16 protein-coding genes are annotated in these 20,019 nt (G+C 60.8%); 11 read left to right on the forward strand and 5 right to left on the reverse strand.

The window, feature by feature from the left end; genetic code table 11:
- Positions 1-53 precede the first annotated feature (53 nt).
- The gene (locus tag QPL96_RS12475; RefSeq protein ID WP_303287695.1) at positions 54-2,912 is read right to left on the reverse strand and encodes a class I adenylate cyclase; all 2,859 of its coding nucleotides are present in this window, start codon (positions 2,910-2,912) and stop codon (positions 54-56) included.
- A gap of 108 nt (positions 2,913-3,020) precedes the next feature.
- Here QPL96_RS12475 and QPL96_RS12480 point away from each other — a divergent pair, with 108 nt between their 5' ends.
- On the forward strand, positions 3,021-5,465 hold the full coding sequence (locus QPL96_RS12480) for an EAL domain-containing protein (RefSeq protein ID WP_303287696.1): 2,445 nt from the start codon (positions 3,021-3,023) through the stop codon (positions 5,463-5,465).
- 29 nt (positions 5,466-5,494) lie between these two features.
- On the opposite strand, the gene argH is transcribed toward QPL96_RS12480, so the two are convergent.
- Positions 5,495-6,904 (reverse strand): argininosuccinate lyase, encoded by a 1,410-nt coding sequence (gene argH / locus QPL96_RS12485; RefSeq protein ID WP_303287697.1) that lies wholly within the window; start codon positions 6,902-6,904, stop codon positions 5,495-5,497.
- 131 nt (positions 6,905-7,035) lie between these two features.
- Here argH and QPL96_RS12490 point away from each other — a divergent pair, with 131 nt between their 5' ends.
- The 6 genes from QPL96_RS12490 to QPL96_RS12515 all read left to right on the forward strand — a co-directional run bounded on the left by QPL96_RS12490 (position 7,036) and on the right by QPL96_RS12515 (position 13,033).
- Positions 7,036-8,097 (forward strand): sensor histidine kinase, encoded by a 1,062-nt coding sequence (locus QPL96_RS12490; protein ID WP_303287739.1) that lies wholly within the window; start codon positions 7,036-7,038, stop codon positions 8,095-8,097.
- Positions 8,090-8,839, forward strand: a complete 750-nt coding sequence (locus QPL96_RS12495) for a LytTR family DNA-binding domain-containing protein (RefSeq protein WP_303287698.1) — start codon at positions 8,090-8,092, stop codon at positions 8,837-8,839. The genes QPL96_RS12490 and QPL96_RS12495 overlap by 8 nt, the downstream gene beginning before the upstream one ends.
- 91 nt (positions 8,840-8,930) lie before the next feature.
- Entirely contained in the window at positions 8,931-9,872 is a 942-nt protein-coding gene (gene hemC / locus QPL96_RS12500) for a hydroxymethylbilane synthase (RefSeq protein WP_303287699.1), read from the forward strand.
- Positions 9,853-10,662, forward strand: coding sequence for a uroporphyrinogen-III synthase (locus QPL96_RS12505; RefSeq protein ID WP_303287700.1), 810 nt, complete (start codon positions 9,853-9,855; stop codon positions 10,660-10,662). Before hemC ends, QPL96_RS12505 begins: the two co-directional genes overlap by 20 nt.
- An 8-nt stretch (positions 10,663-10,670) precedes the next feature.
- The gene (locus tag QPL96_RS12510) at positions 10,671-11,795 is read left to right on the forward strand and encodes a uroporphyrinogen-III C-methyltransferase (protein WP_303287701.1); all 1,125 of its coding nucleotides are present in this window, start codon (positions 10,671-10,673) and stop codon (positions 11,793-11,795) included.
- Positions 11,792-13,033 (forward strand): heme biosynthesis HemY N-terminal domain-containing protein, encoded by a 1,242-nt coding sequence (locus QPL96_RS12515; RefSeq protein WP_303287702.1) that lies wholly within the window; start codon positions 11,792-11,794, stop codon positions 13,031-13,033. Before QPL96_RS12510 ends, QPL96_RS12515 begins: the two co-directional genes overlap by 4 nt.
- Before the next feature lie 69 nt (positions 13,034-13,102).
- Here QPL96_RS12515 and QPL96_RS12520 read toward each other — a convergent pair whose 3' ends face one another.
- From QPL96_RS12520 to rho, 3 genes are all read right to left on the reverse strand, one after another.
- On the reverse strand, positions 13,103-14,107 hold the full coding sequence (locus tag QPL96_RS12520) for a 2Fe-2S iron-sulfur cluster-binding protein (RefSeq protein WP_303287703.1): 1,005 nt from the start codon (positions 14,105-14,107) through the stop codon (positions 13,103-13,105).
- Between the two features lies 1 nt (position 14,108).
- The gene (ubiD, locus tag QPL96_RS12525) at positions 14,109-15,596 is read right to left on the reverse strand and encodes a 4-hydroxy-3-polyprenylbenzoate decarboxylase (protein ID WP_303287704.1); all 1,488 of its coding nucleotides are present in this window, start codon (positions 15,594-15,596) and stop codon (positions 14,109-14,111) included.
- 224 nt (positions 15,597-15,820) lie between these two features.
- Positions 15,821-17,083, reverse strand: coding sequence for a transcription termination factor Rho (gene rho, locus QPL96_RS12530; protein ID WP_303287705.1), 1,263 nt, complete (start codon positions 17,081-17,083; stop codon positions 15,821-15,823).
- 364 nt (positions 17,084-17,447) lie between these two features.
- On the opposite strand from rho, the gene moaB reads away from it, so the two are divergent.
- The 4 genes from moaB to QPL96_RS12550 are packed head-to-tail and all read left to right on the forward strand — an operon-like array spanning position 17,448 to position 19,980.
- The gene (gene moaB, locus QPL96_RS12535) at positions 17,448-18,020 is read left to right on the forward strand and encodes a molybdenum cofactor biosynthesis protein B (RefSeq protein ID WP_303287706.1); all 573 of its coding nucleotides are present in this window, start codon (positions 17,448-17,450) and stop codon (positions 18,018-18,020) included.
- 34 nt (positions 18,021-18,054) lie between these two features.
- Positions 18,055-19,269 (forward strand): gephyrin-like molybdotransferase Glp, encoded by a 1,215-nt coding sequence (gene glp / locus QPL96_RS12540; RefSeq protein ID WP_303287707.1) that lies wholly within the window; start codon positions 18,055-18,057, stop codon positions 19,267-19,269.
- Positions 19,270-19,271: 2 nt separating this feature from the next.
- Positions 19,272-19,532, forward strand: a complete 261-nt coding sequence (locus QPL96_RS12545) for a MoaD/ThiS family protein (protein WP_303287708.1) — start codon at positions 19,272-19,274, stop codon at positions 19,530-19,532.
- 1 nt (position 19,533) lies between these two features.
- A complete protein-coding gene (locus QPL96_RS12550; RefSeq protein ID WP_303287709.1) occupies positions 19,534-19,980 on the forward strand; it encodes a molybdenum cofactor biosynthesis protein MoaE in 447 nt (148 codons plus the stop codon).
- Positions 19,981-20,019: the final 39 nt, after the last annotated feature.

The raw sequence follows: 20,019 nt of genomic DNA on the forward strand, positions 1-20,019 counted from the left end.
CCCTGAGTTCACTATGGCGGCAGTATACCTGAGACCCGCACCGTGCGGCGAGGTCAGCGCACCCTGGCAAGCTGCCGGTTGAGGGAATCCTCCAGCGCTGACCGGTAATACAGGTACTGGCTGGTCTGGATATCCTGCTGATAGACCCTGGGGTCAATATCGTGAGGCAGATGGACATCGGTCAGGTACACCGGGTAAACCTCGCCGCTCTGGCGCAGGGAACGGATGTAGTGGGCTACGGCAGGAATCAACTGGTCGCCGTATTCCTGCACGGTAAATTCCTGCTCGCCACAAAAAATATCAAAGCGCAGCCGGCTATCCCCTTCGTGAATTCCGACAGCCTGCACCTCAAGCCCGGGCAAGGGCGCACCCGAATCCGATTCCGGCCGGTATTCGGCACACCAGGTGCCGTCGCGCCGGACAACTTCGTAGCATTGCACCCCGGCAACAATCCCGGGCGCATCAGTATGGCTGAGCAACCGCCGCTCAATCAGGTTGTCCAGAAAGCGCAGCACAGGCACCAGCAAGTGCCGACGGCTGCCCACAGCCTGGTCCCAGCTGAACACCGAACCGAGCTCATCAACGACCCAAAGCCGCGCCTGATCCCCCAGAACCCGGAAAAAAACCTGGATATTATCCGGTTCACTGGCCTGACTAACGGCCCGCAGGGCCTGTTCCTCCTGCAGCGCGTAGCGATCAAACACCACCGGCAAGTATCGCTCCTGGGGCAACGCCAGGTGCTCCATCAGCGCCTCGAAGCTTTCCAGCGCCACGAACCCCGGCTCCAGGCCGTTAAACTGCAGCAGGAAATAACGGCGATCCATCTCAATCACGTAGCGCAACGGGTGTGGCCCGCTGCCGCCGGCAAAGAAAGGCCTCAGAACGTCGGCAAACAGTTCCTGAACCCGACGGGCAATGGCGGAGCCGTGCCCCCGGTTATGGCAATGCACCACAATACCGGGCAATTCGGATGGGTTGGCCGCCACCGATGCCAGAACATTTTTCAGGCACTGGATGAGCGTGTCGCCAGCAGCGTAGTGCTGCAGGCTGACTTCGTGCCAGCTGTTGAAGGTGATCTGATCGATGCTGATAACCAGGTTCTCCCGACCGCCGCTGAAACCCAGTGAATCATGCCGCGAACTGAGTTTATGGAGCCCCTTTTCAGTGAGGTGAGCCTGGGGGTCCACGCCCACATTCACCAGCAGGAGAGTTCTCAGGGGCCGGACACCCCGTGACAGGGCCTCCCGCTCGGCCGGTGCAATCGGGAATGGCAGGAACGCGGACAGGGCATCGAGCATTTCCCGCAACTCGCTGACCGAGGCAATACGGGTTCCGGAACGCACGTTCAGCCGTGTCGACCGGGTCAACAGGCCATTGCAGTAGCACCAGACCATCAACTCGGCCAGATTGCCAGAGCGGCGAATTACCGGCTGCCAGAAGGCATCGGCCGGATCTTCCAGGTCCCGGTAGAGCAACCAGCCTTCACCATTGCCACCCTGCCCAGACTGGTGGTGGAAGGCGAGATTCTCCTCCGCCAGCGACGGCGCGAGGCCCGGATTGATCTGTTCAATCTTGCCGGCTTTACGCTGGAACGCCGCGTACAGCTTACGGCCCAACAGGTTGATATCGCTGTCACTGATGGCGGCCCGCTGGCCGTGTTCCCTGGCCATTTTCGAGAGCAGGCGATAGCTGTGGGTAAGCTCGTTCACGATCATCCGGCGCAGGCTGGTGACATCCTCAGCCCGCCAGCGCTGGCGCTCATCCAGCTCCGCCAGCGTGCTCTCCGGCCAGCCCCAGCGTTCAACCAGCCGTCTCAGCAGGCGGGCTCGCCACTGTTCAGAGGACACCTCCGAACGGGTCAGCGGCAGGCCGGCTTTCAGATACAGGCTCCGACGGATCAGGTCCAGCCTGGACGCCATCCCAGGCCCTGAAAGCCAGGCCTCCAGCCGGTCATAAAGCATGACATAAGGATCGAGACTGTCCGCACCGGTCTCGCCCCGGAACACCGCACGTTTGAACTCGCTGGACAATAATGCCTGTCCCGCTGTCCGCGCATAACACTCAATCAGAAGCAGTTTAAGAATGGATTTCCAGGGCGCATCAATCCCCTTGTACAATTGCCAGACTCCGGCACCGAGGAATTCCGCCTCAGGAATCGCCGGCACAGGGCCAAAATCAATGTAGTCATCAGCCCGCACAAACCTGCAATCCACCAGTTTTCTCATACAGTCATCGTAGCTCGCTTCCTGTTCGGCCGGAATAAGCCACCACATGGGCCAGGCACCGGCCAGGTGGATACTGGTCCGGTAGAACTCGTCGAGCAACAGGAAGTGCTGGGCACTGCCACAGTTCTCGCCCGTTACCTCGGCCCGCTGCCGGCCGGCCCGCCAGTCCGAGGCACAGAAGACGAATACGTGAAGTTCCACACCGAGGGCTTCTGCCCAGCGCGCCAACTTCTCGGCCTTGCGTTCGAGACAGCGGATTCCACGCTCGGGCAAATCGTTGCGGTGGCATAGCCAGACATCAAGATCGCTCGCCACGGAATGACCCAGGGTGCCGGGGCTGCCCATCAGAAACATGGCGTCCAGACCCGGTTTGCGCTTGCCTTCATCCTTCAGGGTGAAGGTCCTGGCCAGTCGTCGCGCCGCGTTGATGGTTGCAAAGGACGGCTTGTAATCGTTCAGGCCATAGGGGCAATCGCTGTCCAGGTACCCCGGCAAAGCCGGATGGTTGAGATGGAAAACCAGGGGCAGGATTTCCAGCACCATCTGCTGGCGATAGGACAATGCCGAATGGGCACGGCTCCAGCGCTGCTGATTGACCAGAAGGAACCGGTCTCTCAGGCGACGGAGGGTCTTGCGGTCTATTCCCTCCTCAAAGTCGAGGGCAATCGGGGCAACGTGGGCGGTCAAGGCGCCTCCGCAGAGAGGTTCTTTTCAGGGTCAGTATGGGTATGATGGACGCATCGTGGCAAAACCGACAAAAAAATAAAAGCTATAGAACCCCGAGGCTCACCCGTCGTGAAAGAATTCATCATTCGCCGCTACCGCTCGGAGCAGTCCCCGACACCGGAGCGCTATACGATTGTGCGCATTGACGATGAAGGCAAAGTGCTGCTTGCCGATCATCAGGCCGAAGCCATCCTTGGTTACGGCAGCGATGAACTGGTGGGCCAGCCGGTACACCGGATCCTGGCATCCCGCCAGGACGACCCTTTTGCGCCGGCGAACCGACACCGTATTGAACGTGGCCAGAGCGTTCTGGTGACATTCAGGCACAAGGAAGGGTTCTTTTACACAGCCTGTCTGAGCCTGCGCGCCGACATGCGCGATTCCGACAAGGCAGCCAGCGCCACCATAACCCCGTGCGACAGTGCAACCAGGGACTCACGGCTGCTGCGCTCGGCGGAGAACAGTGCCCGCTTCGGAGTCTGGGAGCTCGACACCCGAACCAACGAGATGACCTGGACAGAGGGTATGTTCCGGCTCCTTGAGCTTAGGCCCGGCAGCGAGATCACCCCGGAACAGGCCCTGTTCTGCTGCCAGACGGGACAGGCACGGGTCAGGGCCATGTTCCGGCGCTGCATGCGGGCCGGCGAAAGCTTTTCCCTCGATCTTGACATTCTTACCTCCAGGCAGAACCCGCGCCGGGTTACCCTGAATTGTCAGGCACTCAAGCAGGGGGGCGGGATTCACAGGCTCGGCGGAACACTGGTGGACCATACTGCTGAAATGCAGCGCGAATGCGCCTGCCAGAATGCGCAACAGTTGCTGGCAGCGACCACCCGTGCCACACCGGATCTTGTGGTTGCAGTGGACACATCGTTCAACCTGCTGCACTTCAATGGTGCCTGGGCCAGCCAGTTCGTGGAAACATTTGGCGTGAATCCCGGGCACGGCGATAACCTGAGCAAACTTCTGCAGGAATTTCCGAATGAACGCAGGCTGATGGAGCGCCTCTGGCATCGGGCCTTCGAGCGCGACAGCTTCGTGGTTGAAATGCCTATGGCACAACAGTCACGTGAGCTGCCAGTGCATGAATTCCACTACCAGCGCCTGACCAACGAACTTGGCGAAGTGACCGGCGCTGTCCATGTGGCAAGGCGCATCGGGAACCGCATCAACCACGCCTCAAATGGCGACCACCGGATCCGGCACGATCCGGTCACCGGCCTGATGAACCGCAAGGAATTCATCGCCCGGATGCTCCGGACTCTGGAACAGAAAGCCCACCGGAATTCCTGTGACAGCCTGCTGTATCTGGATCTTGATGACTTTGAACGCTTCAACGATTTGGCCGGCAGCGGTACCTGTGACCGCTACCTGCGGGAGCTGGCCGGCAATCTCGGCGTGCGGGTGCATCAGCGTGACGCCCTGGCACGACTGGCCGGAGACACTTTCGCCCTGCTGATCGAGAACTGCCCGGAGGCCCGGGCCCGGAAAATTGCCCAGGAAACCCTGGACCTGATCGGGGAACTGGTCTTCGAATGGCAGGGCCACAAGCTTCAGACCACAGCCTCCGGCGGCCTCCTGATCATGGACAGCGACATACCGGGCGATCCGGAACAACTGCTCAGCCAGGCCGCGGACCTTTGCCACACCGCCAAAACCTCGGGCCGAAACCGGGTCCATGCCGCCAGAGCAATCACCCAACAGACCGACGATTCAACCGCCAGCCGACGAGTGGAGCAGATACGTGAGGCGTTGGACGGCGGTCACCTGATTCTCGAATATCAAGCCATGCGACCGGTGGCCAGCCCCACCTGGGGCGATCATATTGAAATCCTGTGCCGGATCCCGGCAACATCGGATGGCGGGACCATGCTCAGGCCCGACAACTTCCTGCCTGTCGCGGAACGTTTTGATCTGGCCAAACGCCTGGACCGCCAGGTGATTTGCCAAACCCTGGACTGGTTAGGCAACCAGCCGCTGCTGGAACCCCGACTGAAATACTGCGGCTTTAACCTGTCGCTGGCCAGTGTACTGGATGACACCTTCCCGGATTTTATGGCCCGGGCTGTGAGCGAATCGCCGTTTGCCCCCAACTGCTTTTGCCTGGAAATTCGCGAAGCTCATGCAACCCAATACCCGGACGATGTGGCCGTGCTTTGCGACGCCCTGCATCGGGCGGGCTGTCGGGTGGCTCTGGACGGCGCCGGCGCTTCGGTGGAAAGTTACAGCCTGGCGGCGAAATTGCCCGTGGACATTATCAAGCTGGATCGGCGGATGGTGCAGCAGCTGGAAGAGGATCCGGTGCAGCAGGTGATGCTCGAAGCCCTGCACCGGATTGCCGAGGCCGCCGGCAAGGTCACCGTGGCCACATTTATCGAGAGCGACGATGCCCTCCGGAAAGTCAGGACCCTCGGCATCCATTATGGCCAGGGCTACCGCCTGTTCCGCCCGCAACCTCTGGAACAGCTAACGCCGGCAGCGGTTGATCTGGCCACGGGACGGATTGGCGGCTAACGGCCCCACCCGTGGCCGGCAGGTGCGGCTCAGCCCAGTTGGCTGCGCGCCCGGCCAACGGCCGCACGAACCTGATCCGGCGCCGTACCGCCCAAGTGATTGCGGGCCTGAACCGACCCTTCCAGGGTAAGCACATCAAACACATCGGCCCCGATACGGTCGGAGAACTGCTGCAGTTCTTCCAGGGTCATGTCAGACAGGTCACGGCCTTCAGCCACGCCGAACGCCACCGACTTACCCACGATTTCGTGAGCGTCCCGGAAAGGCACACCTTTTTTCACCAGGTAATCCGCCAGGTCGGTGGCGGTGGAGAAACCACGCTTGGCCGCCGCCCGCATGTTAGCGGCCCTGGAACGAATGGCCGGAATCATGTCGGCGTAGGCCTTCAGGCAACCCTTGATGGTATCCACGGTGTCGAACAGAGGCTCCTTGTCCTCCTGGTTGTCCTTGTTGTAGGCCAACGGCTGGCTTTTCATCAGGGTCAGCAGGCTGATCAGGTGGCCATTGACGCGGCCGGTCTTGCCCCGGACCAGCTCAGGAACGTCCGGGTTTTTCTTCTGGGGCATAATGGAGGAGCCGGTGCAGAACCGGTCCGGCAGATCAATAAAGTCAAACTGGGCGGAGGTCCAGAGCACCAACTCCTCGCTGAACCGTGAAAGATGAGTCATCAGCAGCGCGGCAAAACTGCAGAATTCGATGGCAAAATCCCGGTCGCTGACCGAGTCCAGGGAATTCTCGGTGGGCCGGTCAAAGCCCAGCAGCCTGGCCGTCATCTCACGATCTATGGGGTAGGTGGTGCCGGCCAGCGCCGCTGCACCCAGGGGCATCACGTTCACTCGCTTGCGACAATCCTGAAGGCGCTCGGCATCCCGCACCAGCATTTCGTACCAGGCCAGCAGATGGTGCCCGAAGGTCACCGGCTGGGCGGTCTGCAAGTGGGTAAAGCCGGGCATGATGGTATCCGCCTCGCGCTCGGCCAGATCGAGCAATCCCGATTGCAGACGCCGCAATTCCCCGGCAATCACATCGATCTCGTCCCGCAGGTACAGACGGATATCGGTGGCCACCTGGTCGTTTCGGCTTCGGCCGGTATGGAGTTTCTTGCCGGTGATGCCGATGCGGTCGGTCAGCCGCGCCTCAATGTTCATGTGAACGTCTTCGAGGCTCACTGACCACTGGAAGTTGCCGGCCTCAATCTCCGCCTTGACCCCGTTCAGCCCCTCGATGATCTGGTCCCGCTCCTCGCTGGTAAGCACGCCAACCCCGGCCAGCATGGTGGCATGGGCAATGGAACCGGTGATGTCGTGATGATACAGGCGCTGGTCAAATCCCACCGATGCGGTAAATTTTTCCACAAAGGCATCGGTGGGTTCACTGAAGCGTCCGCCCCAGGGTTTTTCTGAGCTTGTGGTCTGGTCAGACTTTTTCTGATCCGTCATGGTCTATCTTTCCTGCTGACAGCCCGGCATCATCTGGCGGGAACTGGGTACATTGAACGTGGCGGGAGTATACCATTGTGACCCGGGTAAAGGAGACACCCCGTTACGGGGACAAAAGCAGGGCGAAAGCCGTGACAGCGAACGAGTTCTACGTCCCCGACCTGTGCCGGGTAAGAGCCGTGTTCCTGTTGTTGGTGACCAGCGAACTGCTGGTTCTGGTCCTCGCCATCGTGCAGGCGGACCGGGGCTGGATCGACTGGAACTACTTCGGGCTGCTGTCGCTGTTTATCCAGTGGACCACCCTCACCAGCGCCGCACTGATCTGCCTGTTGCGAACCAGGCTCGCCCGGATGTCCGTTCCCGGTGCCACCGCCATTATTGTCGCCATCGTGCTGCTGGATGTACTGGCGTTCAGCCTGTTTGCCGACAGCGTCGTGCACCCCCAGGCCGGTGTGGCCGTCTGGCAGGGCGTCGCCAAAAAGATGTTGCTGGCCCTGCTGATTGTACTGATGGTGCTGCGCTACTTTTATTTGCAACACCAGTGGCAGCAGCAGCGGGAAGCGGAAATGCAGGCCCACCTGGCGTCCCTTCAGGCCCGCATCCAGCCCCACTTCCTGTTTAACAGCATGAACACCATCGCAAGCCTGATCGCCATCAATCCAGACAAAGCCGAAGAAGCAGTGCTGGATCTGTCCGAACTGTTCCGCGCCAGCCTTCGCACCGGCGACCAGTTGATTCCCCTGTCCAGGGAACTGGAACTGTGCCAGCGCTACCTGACCATCGAGGCACTCCGCCTGGGTGACCGGCTGAAGCTCGAATGGCGGATTCAGGCGGGCCTGGAGCAACAGGCGATCCCCCCCCTTACCCTGCAGCCCCTGGTGGAAAACGCCATCTACCACGGTATCCAGCCCAGGCCCGAGGGTGGCACCGTGCGAATCGAGGCCGAGGACAAAGGCGACTTCGTCTACCTGCTGGTGCAGAATCCGAAACCAGAACAGAGCCCCCACCAGCATGACGGCAACCGCATGGCGCTGGCCAACATCAAGTCCCGGCTCCAGGCGCTGTTCGGGGAACCGGCCGTGCTCAAACACAGCCATCATAACGAGGTGTATACCGTGACACTGCGACTGCCTCGCCAGAACGCCAGCGAACAGAAAATCCCCGGAAAGGGAACCGAGATCCGCCATGAGTGATACCCGCAGCGTCCTGATTGCCGATGACGAGCCCCTGGCCCGGGAGCGTATCCGCCGCCTGGTGGAGGCGCTTTCGGGTTACCGGGTCTGTGGTGAAGCCGCAGACGGCGACGAAACCCTGAAACAGGTTGCACAACTGGATCCCGACATTCTGCTGCTGGACATCCGCATGCCCGGCATGGACGGCATGGAAGCGGCCGACCGCCTGAGCCAGCTGTCCAACCCGCCGGCTCTGATTTTCTGCACCGCCTACGACCATTACGCCATACGGGCGTTCGGCGTGCAGGCCATTGCCTACCTGCTCAAGCCCGTGCGCAAGGAGGCACTGGCGGACGCACTGGCAAGGGCCGGCAGGGTCAACCGGGTGCAACTGCAAACCCTGAATGGCCAGGCCCGCCAGAGACCTGAACAGCTGGCGGTGCGCACTCATCGCGGTACCGAGCTGATTGACCTGTCCGAAATCCTCTACTGTGAAGCCGACCAGAAATACGTCACCATCCATCACACCCGGGGTGAAACCGTCTGCGACTACACCCTCAGGGAGCTAGAAAACAGTTACTCCGGCGTGTTGCTCCGGACCCACCGGCACACTCTTGTGGGCGTGCGTTTTATCCAGGGGCTGAAACGGACATCCGACGGTCAGAACCGGGTTGTACTCAGGGACGGCCAAGGCGAACTCCCGGTCAGCCGCAGGCATGCCAGCAACGTGCGCCAGTGGCTACAGGAGCACCAGCCGGGCTGAGGGCGCGCTATTTCAAAGGTGGTATCTACGGGACTTTTCTGCCGTCACAAGGTAACCTTGGCGGACATTTTCCAAACCGACAGTGAGTGTCATGTCCAAACGTACCCTTCGCATTGCAACCCGCAGCAGCGCACTGGCGCTGTGGCAGGCAGAATTCATCAAGGCAGAACTGGAAAGGCTGCACGACCACATCGCCGTGGAGCTGGTCAAGATCAAGACCCAGGGCGACAAGATTCTGGATGTACCCCTGGCCAAGATCGGCGGCAAGGGCCTGTTTGTCAAAGAACTGGAAGAGGCCATGCTGGACGGCCGCGCGGATCTGGCGGTGCACTCCATGAAAGACGTACCCATGGAATTCCCGGAAGGACTGGGGCTGGTGGCCATCTGTGAGCGGGAAGACCCCACCGACGCCTTTGTCAGCAACCAGTACGGGAACGTTGACGCCCTGCCCGATGGTGCCGTGGTTGGCACCGCTAGCCTGCGCCGGGAATCCCAGCTGCGGGCCTACCGCCCGGACTTGAAGATTCACGTTCTGCGCGGCAATGTCAATACCCGGCTGGCCAAGCTGGATGCCGGTGAATACGACGCCATCGTACTGGCCAGCTCAGGCCTGAAGCGCCTGGGTTTCCATGAGCGCATCCGCTACAGCCTGCCGGACACCGTCTCCCTGCCGGCAGTCGGCCAGGGCGCCCTCGGCATTGAATGCCGGGTTGATGATAACGAGCTGCTGGCCATGCTTGAGCCACTGAATCACCAAGACACTTCTGATCGCGTCAGGGCGGAACGGGCCCTGAACCGCCGCCTTCAGGGCGGCTGCCAGGTGCCGATTGCCGCCTACGCACTGCTTGAAGGCCAGGACACTCTCTGGCTGCGGGGGCTGGTGGGTGCCGTTGACGGAACCCGGATCTTCCGCGCCGAGGGCCGTGCCCCCCGGGCCGAGGGAGAGCGTCTTGGCCGTGAGCTGGCGGAAGACCTGCTGGCCCTGGGTGCCGACAAGGTGCTGGCTGAAATCTATGGCCATACACCAACCTGAGCCTGATCTGAACGGCCGGCGGGTCCTGATCTGCCGGCCCGAACCGGAAGCGTCCCGGCTGGCCAGCCGTTTCCGGGCGGCGGGTGCCGATGTGCGCATCCTGCCACTGATTGACCGGCAACCTCTGCCGGAAACCCCGGAGCGTCGCACCCTCATCCTCAGCCTGGACGAGTACGCCCACATCATTGCGGTCAGCCCTTTCGCCGCCCGTCTTCTGCTGGATGAGACAGACACCTGGTGGCCCCAGATGCCCATGGGTATCCGCTGGTATGGTGTCGGCGCTGGCACGGCTGCGGTGCTTGCAGAACACGGACTTAATCCCCAAATGCCTCCGGAAGGCTGGACCAGCGAAGCGCTTCTTGCCCTGCCATCGCTGAACAATCTTCAGGGCGAACGGGTGTTGCTGGCCCGGGGTGAAACCGGCCGCGAGCTTATCCGGGAAACCCTGGAATCCCGGGGCGCCAGGGTCACCCCCCTGCCCCTGTATCGGCGTTTCTGCCCGGACTATCCGCCGGAACAGGTTCAGGCGACGCTTGAGACCTTCGCTCCGGAGGCCATCATCGTGCTCTCCGGAGAAACCTTGAACAATCTCATCGCACTCAGTGCGAATAGCAGCCATAATCTATACGATAGGTTATTGATTGTTCCCGCAGATCGGGTTGCCGAACAGGCCCGTGAGGCGGGGTTCCAAAATCCGTGTATACCAGGAAGCCTTGCCGATAACGACATCGTGGCTACGGTTGCAACGCAACTCGCCGGCCGGGACGGTGGCTCCGGAAAAGCCAAGTAAGGACGCCCGTGACAGAGACAACGAATCAACTGCCCGCACCCGTTTCCAAGGAACCAACCGAGCGCCAGAAACTGTGGCCGGTCTGGCTGGTCGCCCTCGTTGCCCTGATTCTTACGGCTGTCCTGGCACTCTGGAGCTGGCAGCAGTGGAACAACCATCAGGCTGTCATGCAGTCACTGCAGGCCTTGCAGCAGGACACCGCCCAGCTCGAAGAACTTTATGGCGACCGGGGCAGCCAGCAGAGTCGGCGCCTGCAATCCCTGGAAGAAAAACTGGCGAGCCAGCGCGAGCTGATTGCCACCCAGCAGCGCCAGATCGATCACAACGCCAGGGAGCTTCTGGAAGCCGGTAACCGGACCCGCACTGACTGGTTGCTCGCCGAGGCGGAATACCTGCTGCGGATCGCCAACCAGCGGCTGATGATCGAAAAAGACATCCGTGGCGCCCTGTCGGCACTGGAAGCGGCCGACGAAGTGCTGAACGCGTCTGACGATATCGGCGTCTATCCGGTGCGCCAGCAGCTTGCCCGTGAGATCCTGGCCCTCAACGGGCTGGCCGGTGTCGACCGGACCGGGCTCTACCTGAAACTCGAAGCCGCCATCGACAGCATTAGCCAGTTGACCGACCAGGCCCTGATCAGCGAAAACGCACCTGGCTTCCTCGCTGGCTCTGGCTCACCAGCGGAGGTCGAAACCGGCGGCGAAACCGGCCCTCTGCGACAGGCCTGGAACAAGGCAAAAGCCACCCTGATGCAGGTCGTCGTTGTCCGCCGCCTGGACGAACCGGTGAAACCCCTTCTCTCGCCCGACCAGAGCGCCTACGCCCGGCTCAATCTCCAGCTGATGCTGGAAGAAGCGGAAATGGCGGTCCTGCGGGGCAACCAGTCTCTGTACGAGCGGGCGCTGACCAAGGCCCGCACAACCATCGACGACTGGTACGATGCCAGCAACCCCCGGATCACCGCACTCACCGGCACCCTGGCCGAGCTGGCCCAGAAAAATGTGGACCCCGAACTGCCGGATATCAGCCAGTCCCTGGACCTGCTCAAGGACCGGCTGGCCGGCCGTCTCAATGCCAGTAATGGTGATGGCGGGGGCAACGCCAGCCAGGCTAATGGGGGCGGTGATTCATGATTCGCCTGCTACTGATTATCCTGCTTGCGCTATTGATTGGCACCGGGCTTTCCCTGGGACTGCAGTATGATCTGGGCTATATCCGGATCAGCCTTGGTCACTACCTAGTCGAAACCAACTTCTGGGTGGGGCTGGGCCTTCTGGTAGTCGTCGTTATCCTGACCGTATTGATCATCAACGTCGCCCGCCGGCTCGGGAAAAGTACCGGGCTGGTCGCAGGCTGGGTTGCCCGGAGTAATGAGCGCAGGGCACGCCGCCGGACAACCCAGGGCCTGCTGGCCCTGGCGGAGGGTAACTGGCCCAGGGCCCGCAAATTACTGACCGCCTCGGCCGGCCATGCGGATACCCCGCTGATCAATTATCTGGCGGCCGCCCAGGCGGCGTTCGAATCCGGTGATCATGAAGCGGTGGATAACCTGCTGCGCCAGGCGTTCGACAGCACCCCGGGGTCGGATATGGCCGTCGGCATCACCCAGGCCCAGTTGCAACTGGCCGGCAACCGCCTTGAGCAGGCCCTGGCCACACTGGTTCGCCTTCGCAAACAGTCACCTCATCATCCCTTTGTGCTGAAACTGCTGAAAAACACCTACCTGCGCCTGGAAGACTGGCGGGAGCTGTCAAAGCTGGTACCGGAGCTGCGCAAGCGCAGCGTGTTGCCGGAAACGGAACTGAATAATCTCGAACGTCAGGTCTGGCACAACCTCCTGGAGCGCGCCGCAGACGATTGCCGTCGCCAGCAGAAACAGAACCCGGAGGCATCTCTGGAACCGCTAACCCGGCTTTGGGATGAATTACCTGGCTTTCTCCGTCGCGACGAATACACCATCCGGGATTACGCCCGCCTGCTGGCAGGCCTTGGCGACGAAGTACAGACAGAAACCCTGTTACGCAAGGTGCTGCGCAATCACTGGAGTGACGAACTGATCAACCTCTACGGCCGGGTGAAGGGCCAGAAGCCCGACGAGCAATTGTTGCTGGCAGAACAGTGGCTCAAAGACCGGCCGAACAACGCCGAGCTTCTGCTGGCCCTGGGCCGCCTTAGCCTGCGCAACGAACTGTGGGGCAAGGCCCGGGAATACTTCGAAACCAGCCTGCGGCTGAAACGGGGCCGGGAGGCACTGGCGGAACTGAGCCGCCTGAACGCCCACATGGGCGATGAAGGGGCCAGCGTCAAACTGCTGATGCAGGGACTGGAGAAAGATAACGGACTACCGGACCTGCCGATGCCAAGGGCATGAACATGGGGTCAGATGAAAATGGGGTCAGATGAAAACTTCATCTGACCCCATTTTCATCTGACCCCGATTTCACGCTCTGGGTGCGTATTCGAGCACATCCGAGAAGAAGGCGCCCTCAGGCAGGCCGGCCTCCACAAGCGCATCCATCAGGGTGTACACCATGGTGGGCGAGCCACTGGCGTGCACTTCCACGTTGTTCCAGTCCATTCCGGAAGCCAGAACCGCGTGCACCAGCTGGTCGTGGTGACCGCGCCAGTCGCTGTCTTCATCATCACCCACCACCGGCAGGAAGGTGAATGGTGGCCACTCCTCCTGCCATTGCCGGGCCAGGGAACGAAGGTACATGTCTTCATGTCGGCGCACCCCCCAGTAGAGCTTCACCGGATGCTTGTACGAGGTTTCCCGGAGATAATCCACCAGACTTTTCATCTGCGCAAAACCGGTACCGGCCGCCACCAGCAGCAGGGGTTTTTCTGGCGTTGACGCCAGGCAGGCCTTGCCGTGGGGTAATTCCACGGTCACCTCGCCGCCGGAGGTCAGGGCATCAATGACTTTCTGTGCCGACACCCACTCCGGAGTCGCCTGGATATGCAGCTCGATGTTCCGGGCCGAAGGGCTGCTGGCGATGGAAAAGTAGCAGGGCTCTGCATCCGGCAGCTTGATCGAGAGATACTGCCCGGCGTGAAACGAAAGTTGCCGGCGCCGCGGAAGCTGTAGCTCAACGCGATAGACATCGTGACTGATGGAGCGGACGTCCACGACTTTCGCCAGGTAATTACCAGGCTGGTTGTTTCCGGTTGCCATAACGGCGGATATCTCCAGGTCCAGGTCCGTGAGCGCTGTGGTTCTGCACAGCATCAACTGCCCGCCGGCCTCAACAGTCTGTTGGTTTCGGGTGTTAAGCGCGAGGCCGGCCACTAGCCGCGCCTCGCAGAGTTCACACACCCCGTTTCGACAGGCCGCAGGCACCTCAATGCCTGCGCTGGCAGCGGCACTGAGTAAATCGCCCTCCCGGGCAGCGTTAAAGGCAATACCGGAAGGGTAAAGCACCACGCGCCGATGGTCACTGGCCATATCAGTCGGGTCGGGACAGCGAACTTTCAATGCCCAGACTGCCCCAGAGATCGTCCACACGCTGTTTGACCTCGTCGGTCATGGTGATGGGTTCGCCCCACTCCCGGCTGGTTTCGCCCGGCCATTTGTTGGTGGCGTCCATCCCCATCTTGGAACCGAGCCCCGACACCGGCGAGGCAAAGTCCAGATAATCGATAGGCGTGTTCTCCACCAGGGTGGTGTCACGCATCGGATCCATCCGGGTGGTCATTGCCCAGATCACGTCTTCCCAGTTGCGGGCGTTCACGTCATCGTCGGTGACAATCACAAACTTGGTGTACATGAATTGCCGTAGGAAAGACCATACCCCCATCATCACCCGTTTGGCATGGCCGGGGTACTGTTTCTTCATGGTCACGATAGCAAGCCGGTAGGAACAGCCCTCCGGTGGCAGGTAGAAATCGACGATCTCCGGGAACTGCTTCTGCAGAATCGGAATAAACACCTCGTTCAGCGCCACACCCAGAATTGCCGGCTCATCGGGCGGTCGACCGGTGTAGGTGCTGTGATAGATCGGGTCCCTGCGATGGGTGATCCGTTCTACGGTAAACACCGGGAACTGGTCCACTTCGTTGTAGTAACCAGTATGATCCCCGAACGGTCCTTCCGGAGCCATATCGTCCGGATAAATAAACCCTTCGAGTACAATCTCGGCGCTGGCCGGAACCTGAAGGTCACTCAGGCCAGCCGAAACCAGTTCCGTCCGGCTGCCCCGAAGAAGGCCCGCAAAGGCGTATTCCGACAACGTATCCGGTACCGGCGTCACCGCCCCCAGGATCGTCGCCGGATCGGCGCCCAGAGCGACCGCAACCGGATAAGGTTTGCCCGGATAAGTCTTCTGGAAATCCTGGAAGTCCAGCGCACCACCGCGATGGCTGAGCCAGCGCATGATCAGCCGGTTGCGGCCAATCACCTGCTGCCGGTAGATGCCCAGATTCTGACGCTCCTTAAGGGGACCACGGGTAATCACCAGCGGCCAGGTTATCAGCGGCCCGGCATCCCCGGGCCAGCAGTGCTGTACCGGTATCTGGTACAAATCCACCCGGTCTTTCTCGATCACCACGTCCTGACAGGGCGCGGAACGAAGCACCTTCGGGCTCATGCGCATCACCTGCCGGAACAGCGGCAGCTTTTCGATGGCGTCCCGGAATCCCCGGGGGGGATCCGGTTCTTTCAGAAACGCGAGGAGCTTACCGATATCCCGCAGCGCGGTGACGTTATCCTGCCCCATGCCCAATGCCACCCGTTTCGGTGTCCCGAACAGATTGGCCAGCACCGGCATGTCATAGCCCTTGGGGTTTTCGAACAACAACGCAGGACCACCTGCCCGCAGGGTGCGGTCGCAGATTTCGGTCATTTCCAGATGGGGATCGACTTCAACGCTGATACGTTTCAGCTCGCCGAGCTTCTCCAGCTGGTCAATGAAGTCTCGCAGGTCGTTGTATTTCATCGGTTGCTCCGTTCATATATGTCCGTACTACGGAGGTCGGTGTTCGCTGGACTGCTTTTTTCGGAGTTAGAACAAGGTGAGGACCTGCTTTCCCAGACACGCCGTGAACCCATCCCTGGGGGCTTGGTCTTGCCATCCATGGCAAGACACAGTCTGTGAAAGCAGGTCCCCACCTCGTTCTTCAGATCACCAGTTATTCGCGAAGCGCTCTACCTGGGGAGAGATCAACGACGCTTCATGGACTGGAAGAACTCGTCATTGGTCTTGGTGTCCTTCAGCTTGTCCAGCAGGAACTCCAGTGCCGCTGTGTCGTCGTCCATGGAGTGCAGGAGCTTGCGCAGGATCCACACACGCTGGATATCCGCCTCGGTCATCAGCAGATCTTCGCGACGGGTACCAGACCGGCGGATGTTGATGGCCGGGTAGACACGCTTCTCGGCGATCTTGCGATCCAGGTGAATTTCCATGTTACCGGTGCCCTTGAACTCCTCGTAAATCACCTCGTCCATCTTGGACCCGGTATCCACCAGTGCCGTCGCCAGGATGGTCAGGCTTCCGCCCTCTTCCACGTTACGGGCCGCACCGAAGAAACGCTTCGGTTTTTCCAGGGCATGGGCGTCAACACCACCGGTCAGAACCTTGCCGGAGGACGGAATCACCGTGTTGTAGGCGCGAGCCAGACGGGTGATGGAATCCAGCAGGATAACCACGTCTTTCTTGTGCTCGACCAAGCGCTTGGCCTTTTCGATCACCATCTCGGCCACCTGAACATGACGGGCCGGGGGCTCGTCGAAGGTGGAGGCGATGACTTCGCCGCGCACGGTGCGCTGCATCTCGGTCACTTCCTCAGGCCGCTCGTCAATCAGCAGTACCATCACATGGCACTCGGGATTGTTTCGGGTGATGGACTGGGCAATGCTCTGCATCAACAGTGTTTTACCCGCCTTGGGCGGGGAAACAATCAGGCCACGCTGGCCCTTGCCGATGGGCGCCACCAGGTCCAGAACGCGGGAGGAGAGGTCCTCCGTGCTGCCGTTGCCTGCTTCGAGCCTGAGGCGTTCGTCAGGAAACAGCGGCGTGAGGTTCTCGAACAGGATCTTATTGCGGGCGTTATCCGGCTTGTCGAAATTGATCTCGCTGACTTTCAACAGGGCGAAATAGCGTTCGCCGTCTTTCGGCGGGCGGATCTTGCCGGCAACCGTGTCGCCGGTCCGCAGGTTGAACCGGCGAATCTGGCTGGGAGAGACGTAGATGTCGTCAGGTCCTGCCAGATAGGAGGCATCAGCAGAACGGAGGAAACCGAAACCGTCCTGCAGAATTTCCAGTACGCCGTCACCGTAGATGTCTTCGCCGCTCTTGGCATGCTTCTTCAGGATTGTGAAAATCACATCCTGTTTGCGCGAACGGGCCAGGTTATCGAGGCCCATCTCTTGCGCAATATCGAGCAATTCGGGCATGGAATTCTGCTTGAGTTCAGTAAGATTCATAGTTTATTGGATTGTCAGGAATGGAAGTAAACGACTATTGGAATGACAGGGGTGCCGCTGAACGTATTGATCAAATAAACGTTGAAACTGATGCTGGCCAGATGGAGCAACCGGTGCAGATGGAGTCCGGGATTAAGGTACTGAAGCCAGAGAGTGGGAACAACCGTTCGCCGGGCAAGAAGGATCATCGGCTACCTGACTGGCGAATGTCAAGTGCACCACATAATTTAACGGCAATTTCACACCGAACTGGCCTTAATCGCGGCTGGGCGCCTCCCCCTGATGGGCTACTCCCTTCCATTAAGAGCCTGTGATGACGATACTGGCATGTATGAATTTTTCAGCGATTTGTGGAGCCCCGCCCATGAGCAGTGAACCCAGTACCGAACTGAAACCCCTGAACATTGCCATACTGACTGTTTCCGATACCCGCGGGCCGGATGAAGACACCTCCGGCCAGTTTCTGGAGGACAGCGTCGTTGAGGCAGGGCACCGCCTGGTCGCCCGCCGCATGCTACCCGATGACGTCTACCTGGTGCGGGCCGTGATGTCTGGCTGGATCGCCGATCCCGAAGTACATGTGGTGATCATTACCGGCGGCACCGGCTTCAATGAGCGTGACAGCACCCCGGAAGCAGTCGGGCCCCTGCTGGATAAAACCATTGAGGGTTTTGGCGAGGAGTTCCGGCGCCTGTCAGCCTCTGAAATCGGCTCTTCAACCATTCAGTCCCGTGCGTTCGGAGGAATGGCAAACCACACGGTGATTTTCTGCCTGCCCGGCTCTACCGGTGCCTGTCGCACCGGTTGGAACGGTATTTTAAGCAGCCAGTTGGACAGCCGCCATACCCCATGCAACTTCTCGGCCCTGGTCTTGCGCAAACCCGAAAAGCCGATCCAGCGACTCGATGAAGTCATTGGGCAGCGCGCCGAGCGCTGAGGGCAACAGTAATCCGGATCGGAGTTCAGAACTGATGGCTAACCCAAACCTCATGTCACTGGAAGACGCCCTGTCTCACCTGCTATCGGAAGCGCCCGTGGTCACCCGGGTCGAAACCGTGGGGCTCGCCGACTCCCTGGGCCGGGTGCTGGCCGAGAACCACTATGTCCCGGCCGACGTGCCGCCGGCGGACAACAGTGCGGTGGACGGATACGCCCTGCGCAAACAGGATCTTCACCAGGATCAGGCGATACCGGTCTCGGCCCGGATTCCCGCCGGTGAAGCGCCGAACGCTCTGGCGCCAGGCACCGCCGCGCGCATTTTCACCGGCTCGGAGATCCCCGAAGGCGCAGACTCGGTGGTGATGCAGGAGCGAGTGGAGGTGACCGACGCCGGCATTATTGTCCGGGCAGAAGTGACCGAGGGGCAGAACATTCGTCGCCGGGGCCAGGATCTGACCAGGGGCGACCTTGCCCTTGTGAAGGGCACGCAGGTGCGCCCGCACGAAATGGGTCTGCTGGCGTCCATGGGTGTGGCCCGGGTCGCCGTTCTGGCACGGCTGAAGGTCGCCATCCTCTCCACCGGCGACGAGCTGGTGGATCCCGGAACGCCCCTGGCCCCGGGGCAGATCTATAACAGCAATCGCTTCACCCTGATCGGCCTGCTCACTCAGGCCGGCTGCGAGGTGGCGCTGTGCGAGACGCTGCGGGACAAACGTGAGGCGACCCGGGAAACACTGCTCCGCGCGGCGGAGTCGTCGGATCTGATCATCACCAGCGGCGGTGTTTCCGTGGGTGAAGAGGACCACGTGCGTGCGGTGTTGGAGGAATCCGGCAGTCTGTCGCTCTGGCGCATGGCCATCAAACCCGGAAAGCCTGTGGCCTTTGGCGCCATCGGCGGCACACCGGTGCTGGGATTGCCCGGTAACCCGGGGTCTGTGCTGGTCACTTTCCTGGTGGTGGGCATGCCCTATATCCGAAAATGCCAGGGGCGGAACCATGAAGATCCCGCCGGAGAGCGGATACCGGCAGACTTTTCCGTAGCTTCGACGTCGATGCGGAGGGAGTTTGTCAGGGCACGGAAAGAACCCCGGGGATCGGAGCTTGTGGTTACCGCCTTTCCCAACCAGAGTTCCGGTATCCTGAGCTCTGCCTGCTGGGCAAATGGTTTGGCGGTGATTCCGGAGAACACCACGGTCAGCCCCGGCGACCTGCTAACCTATTATTCGTTTGCAGAATTGGTGAGCTAACCATGAGTGATAACACGATTACGGTGCGTTTCTTTGCCCGTCTGCGCGAAGAACTGGAAACGGAACAACTGGTCATCGAGGCCAGGCCCGGGCTTACGGCCGGCGATGTACTGGCGGACCTGGCCAGCCAGGGCGGCCCCTGGGGCCAGCTACAGGGCGACCAGCCAGTGATGGTTGCAATCAATCAGGCCATGGCGAAACCCGGCTCTGCAGTGGAGGCCGGCGATGAACTGGCCTTCTTCCCGCCGGTGACCGGAGGTTGAGATGATTTCTGTTCAGTCCGGAGATTTCGATGCTGCCGCCGAATATGCCGCGTTACGGGCCAGCGGCGCCGGGACCGGCGCCATTGCGACGTTTACCGGCCTGGTCCGGGACAGCGGCGATCTGCAGGGGGTCACGGGGCTTTACCTGGAGCACTATCCGGGGATGACAGAACAGGTGATTCAGGAGCTGGTTGATGAGGCCTCAAAACGCTGGGATCTGCGTGAGGCCCGGGTGATTCATCGGGTTGGGCGGCTGGCGCTGCAGGATCAGATTGTGTTCGTGGGGGTGTGCAGTGCCCACCGGGGGGATGCGTTTGCGGCCTGCGAGTTCATTATGGACGCCTTGAAGACCTCGGCACCGTTCTGGAAGAAGGAGATCACCTCAGGTGGTGAGCACTGGGTGGAGCAGAAGGATTCGGATCTGGAACGGTCTCAGGGCTGGGAGTGAATGGCAAACAAAAAACCGCCCGTGAACCTGTGCTCAGGG

The organism is Marinobacter sp. SS8-8, assembly GCF_030540945.1.
GTDB lineage: Bacteria > Pseudomonadota > Gammaproteobacteria > Pseudomonadales > Oleiphilaceae > Marinobacter.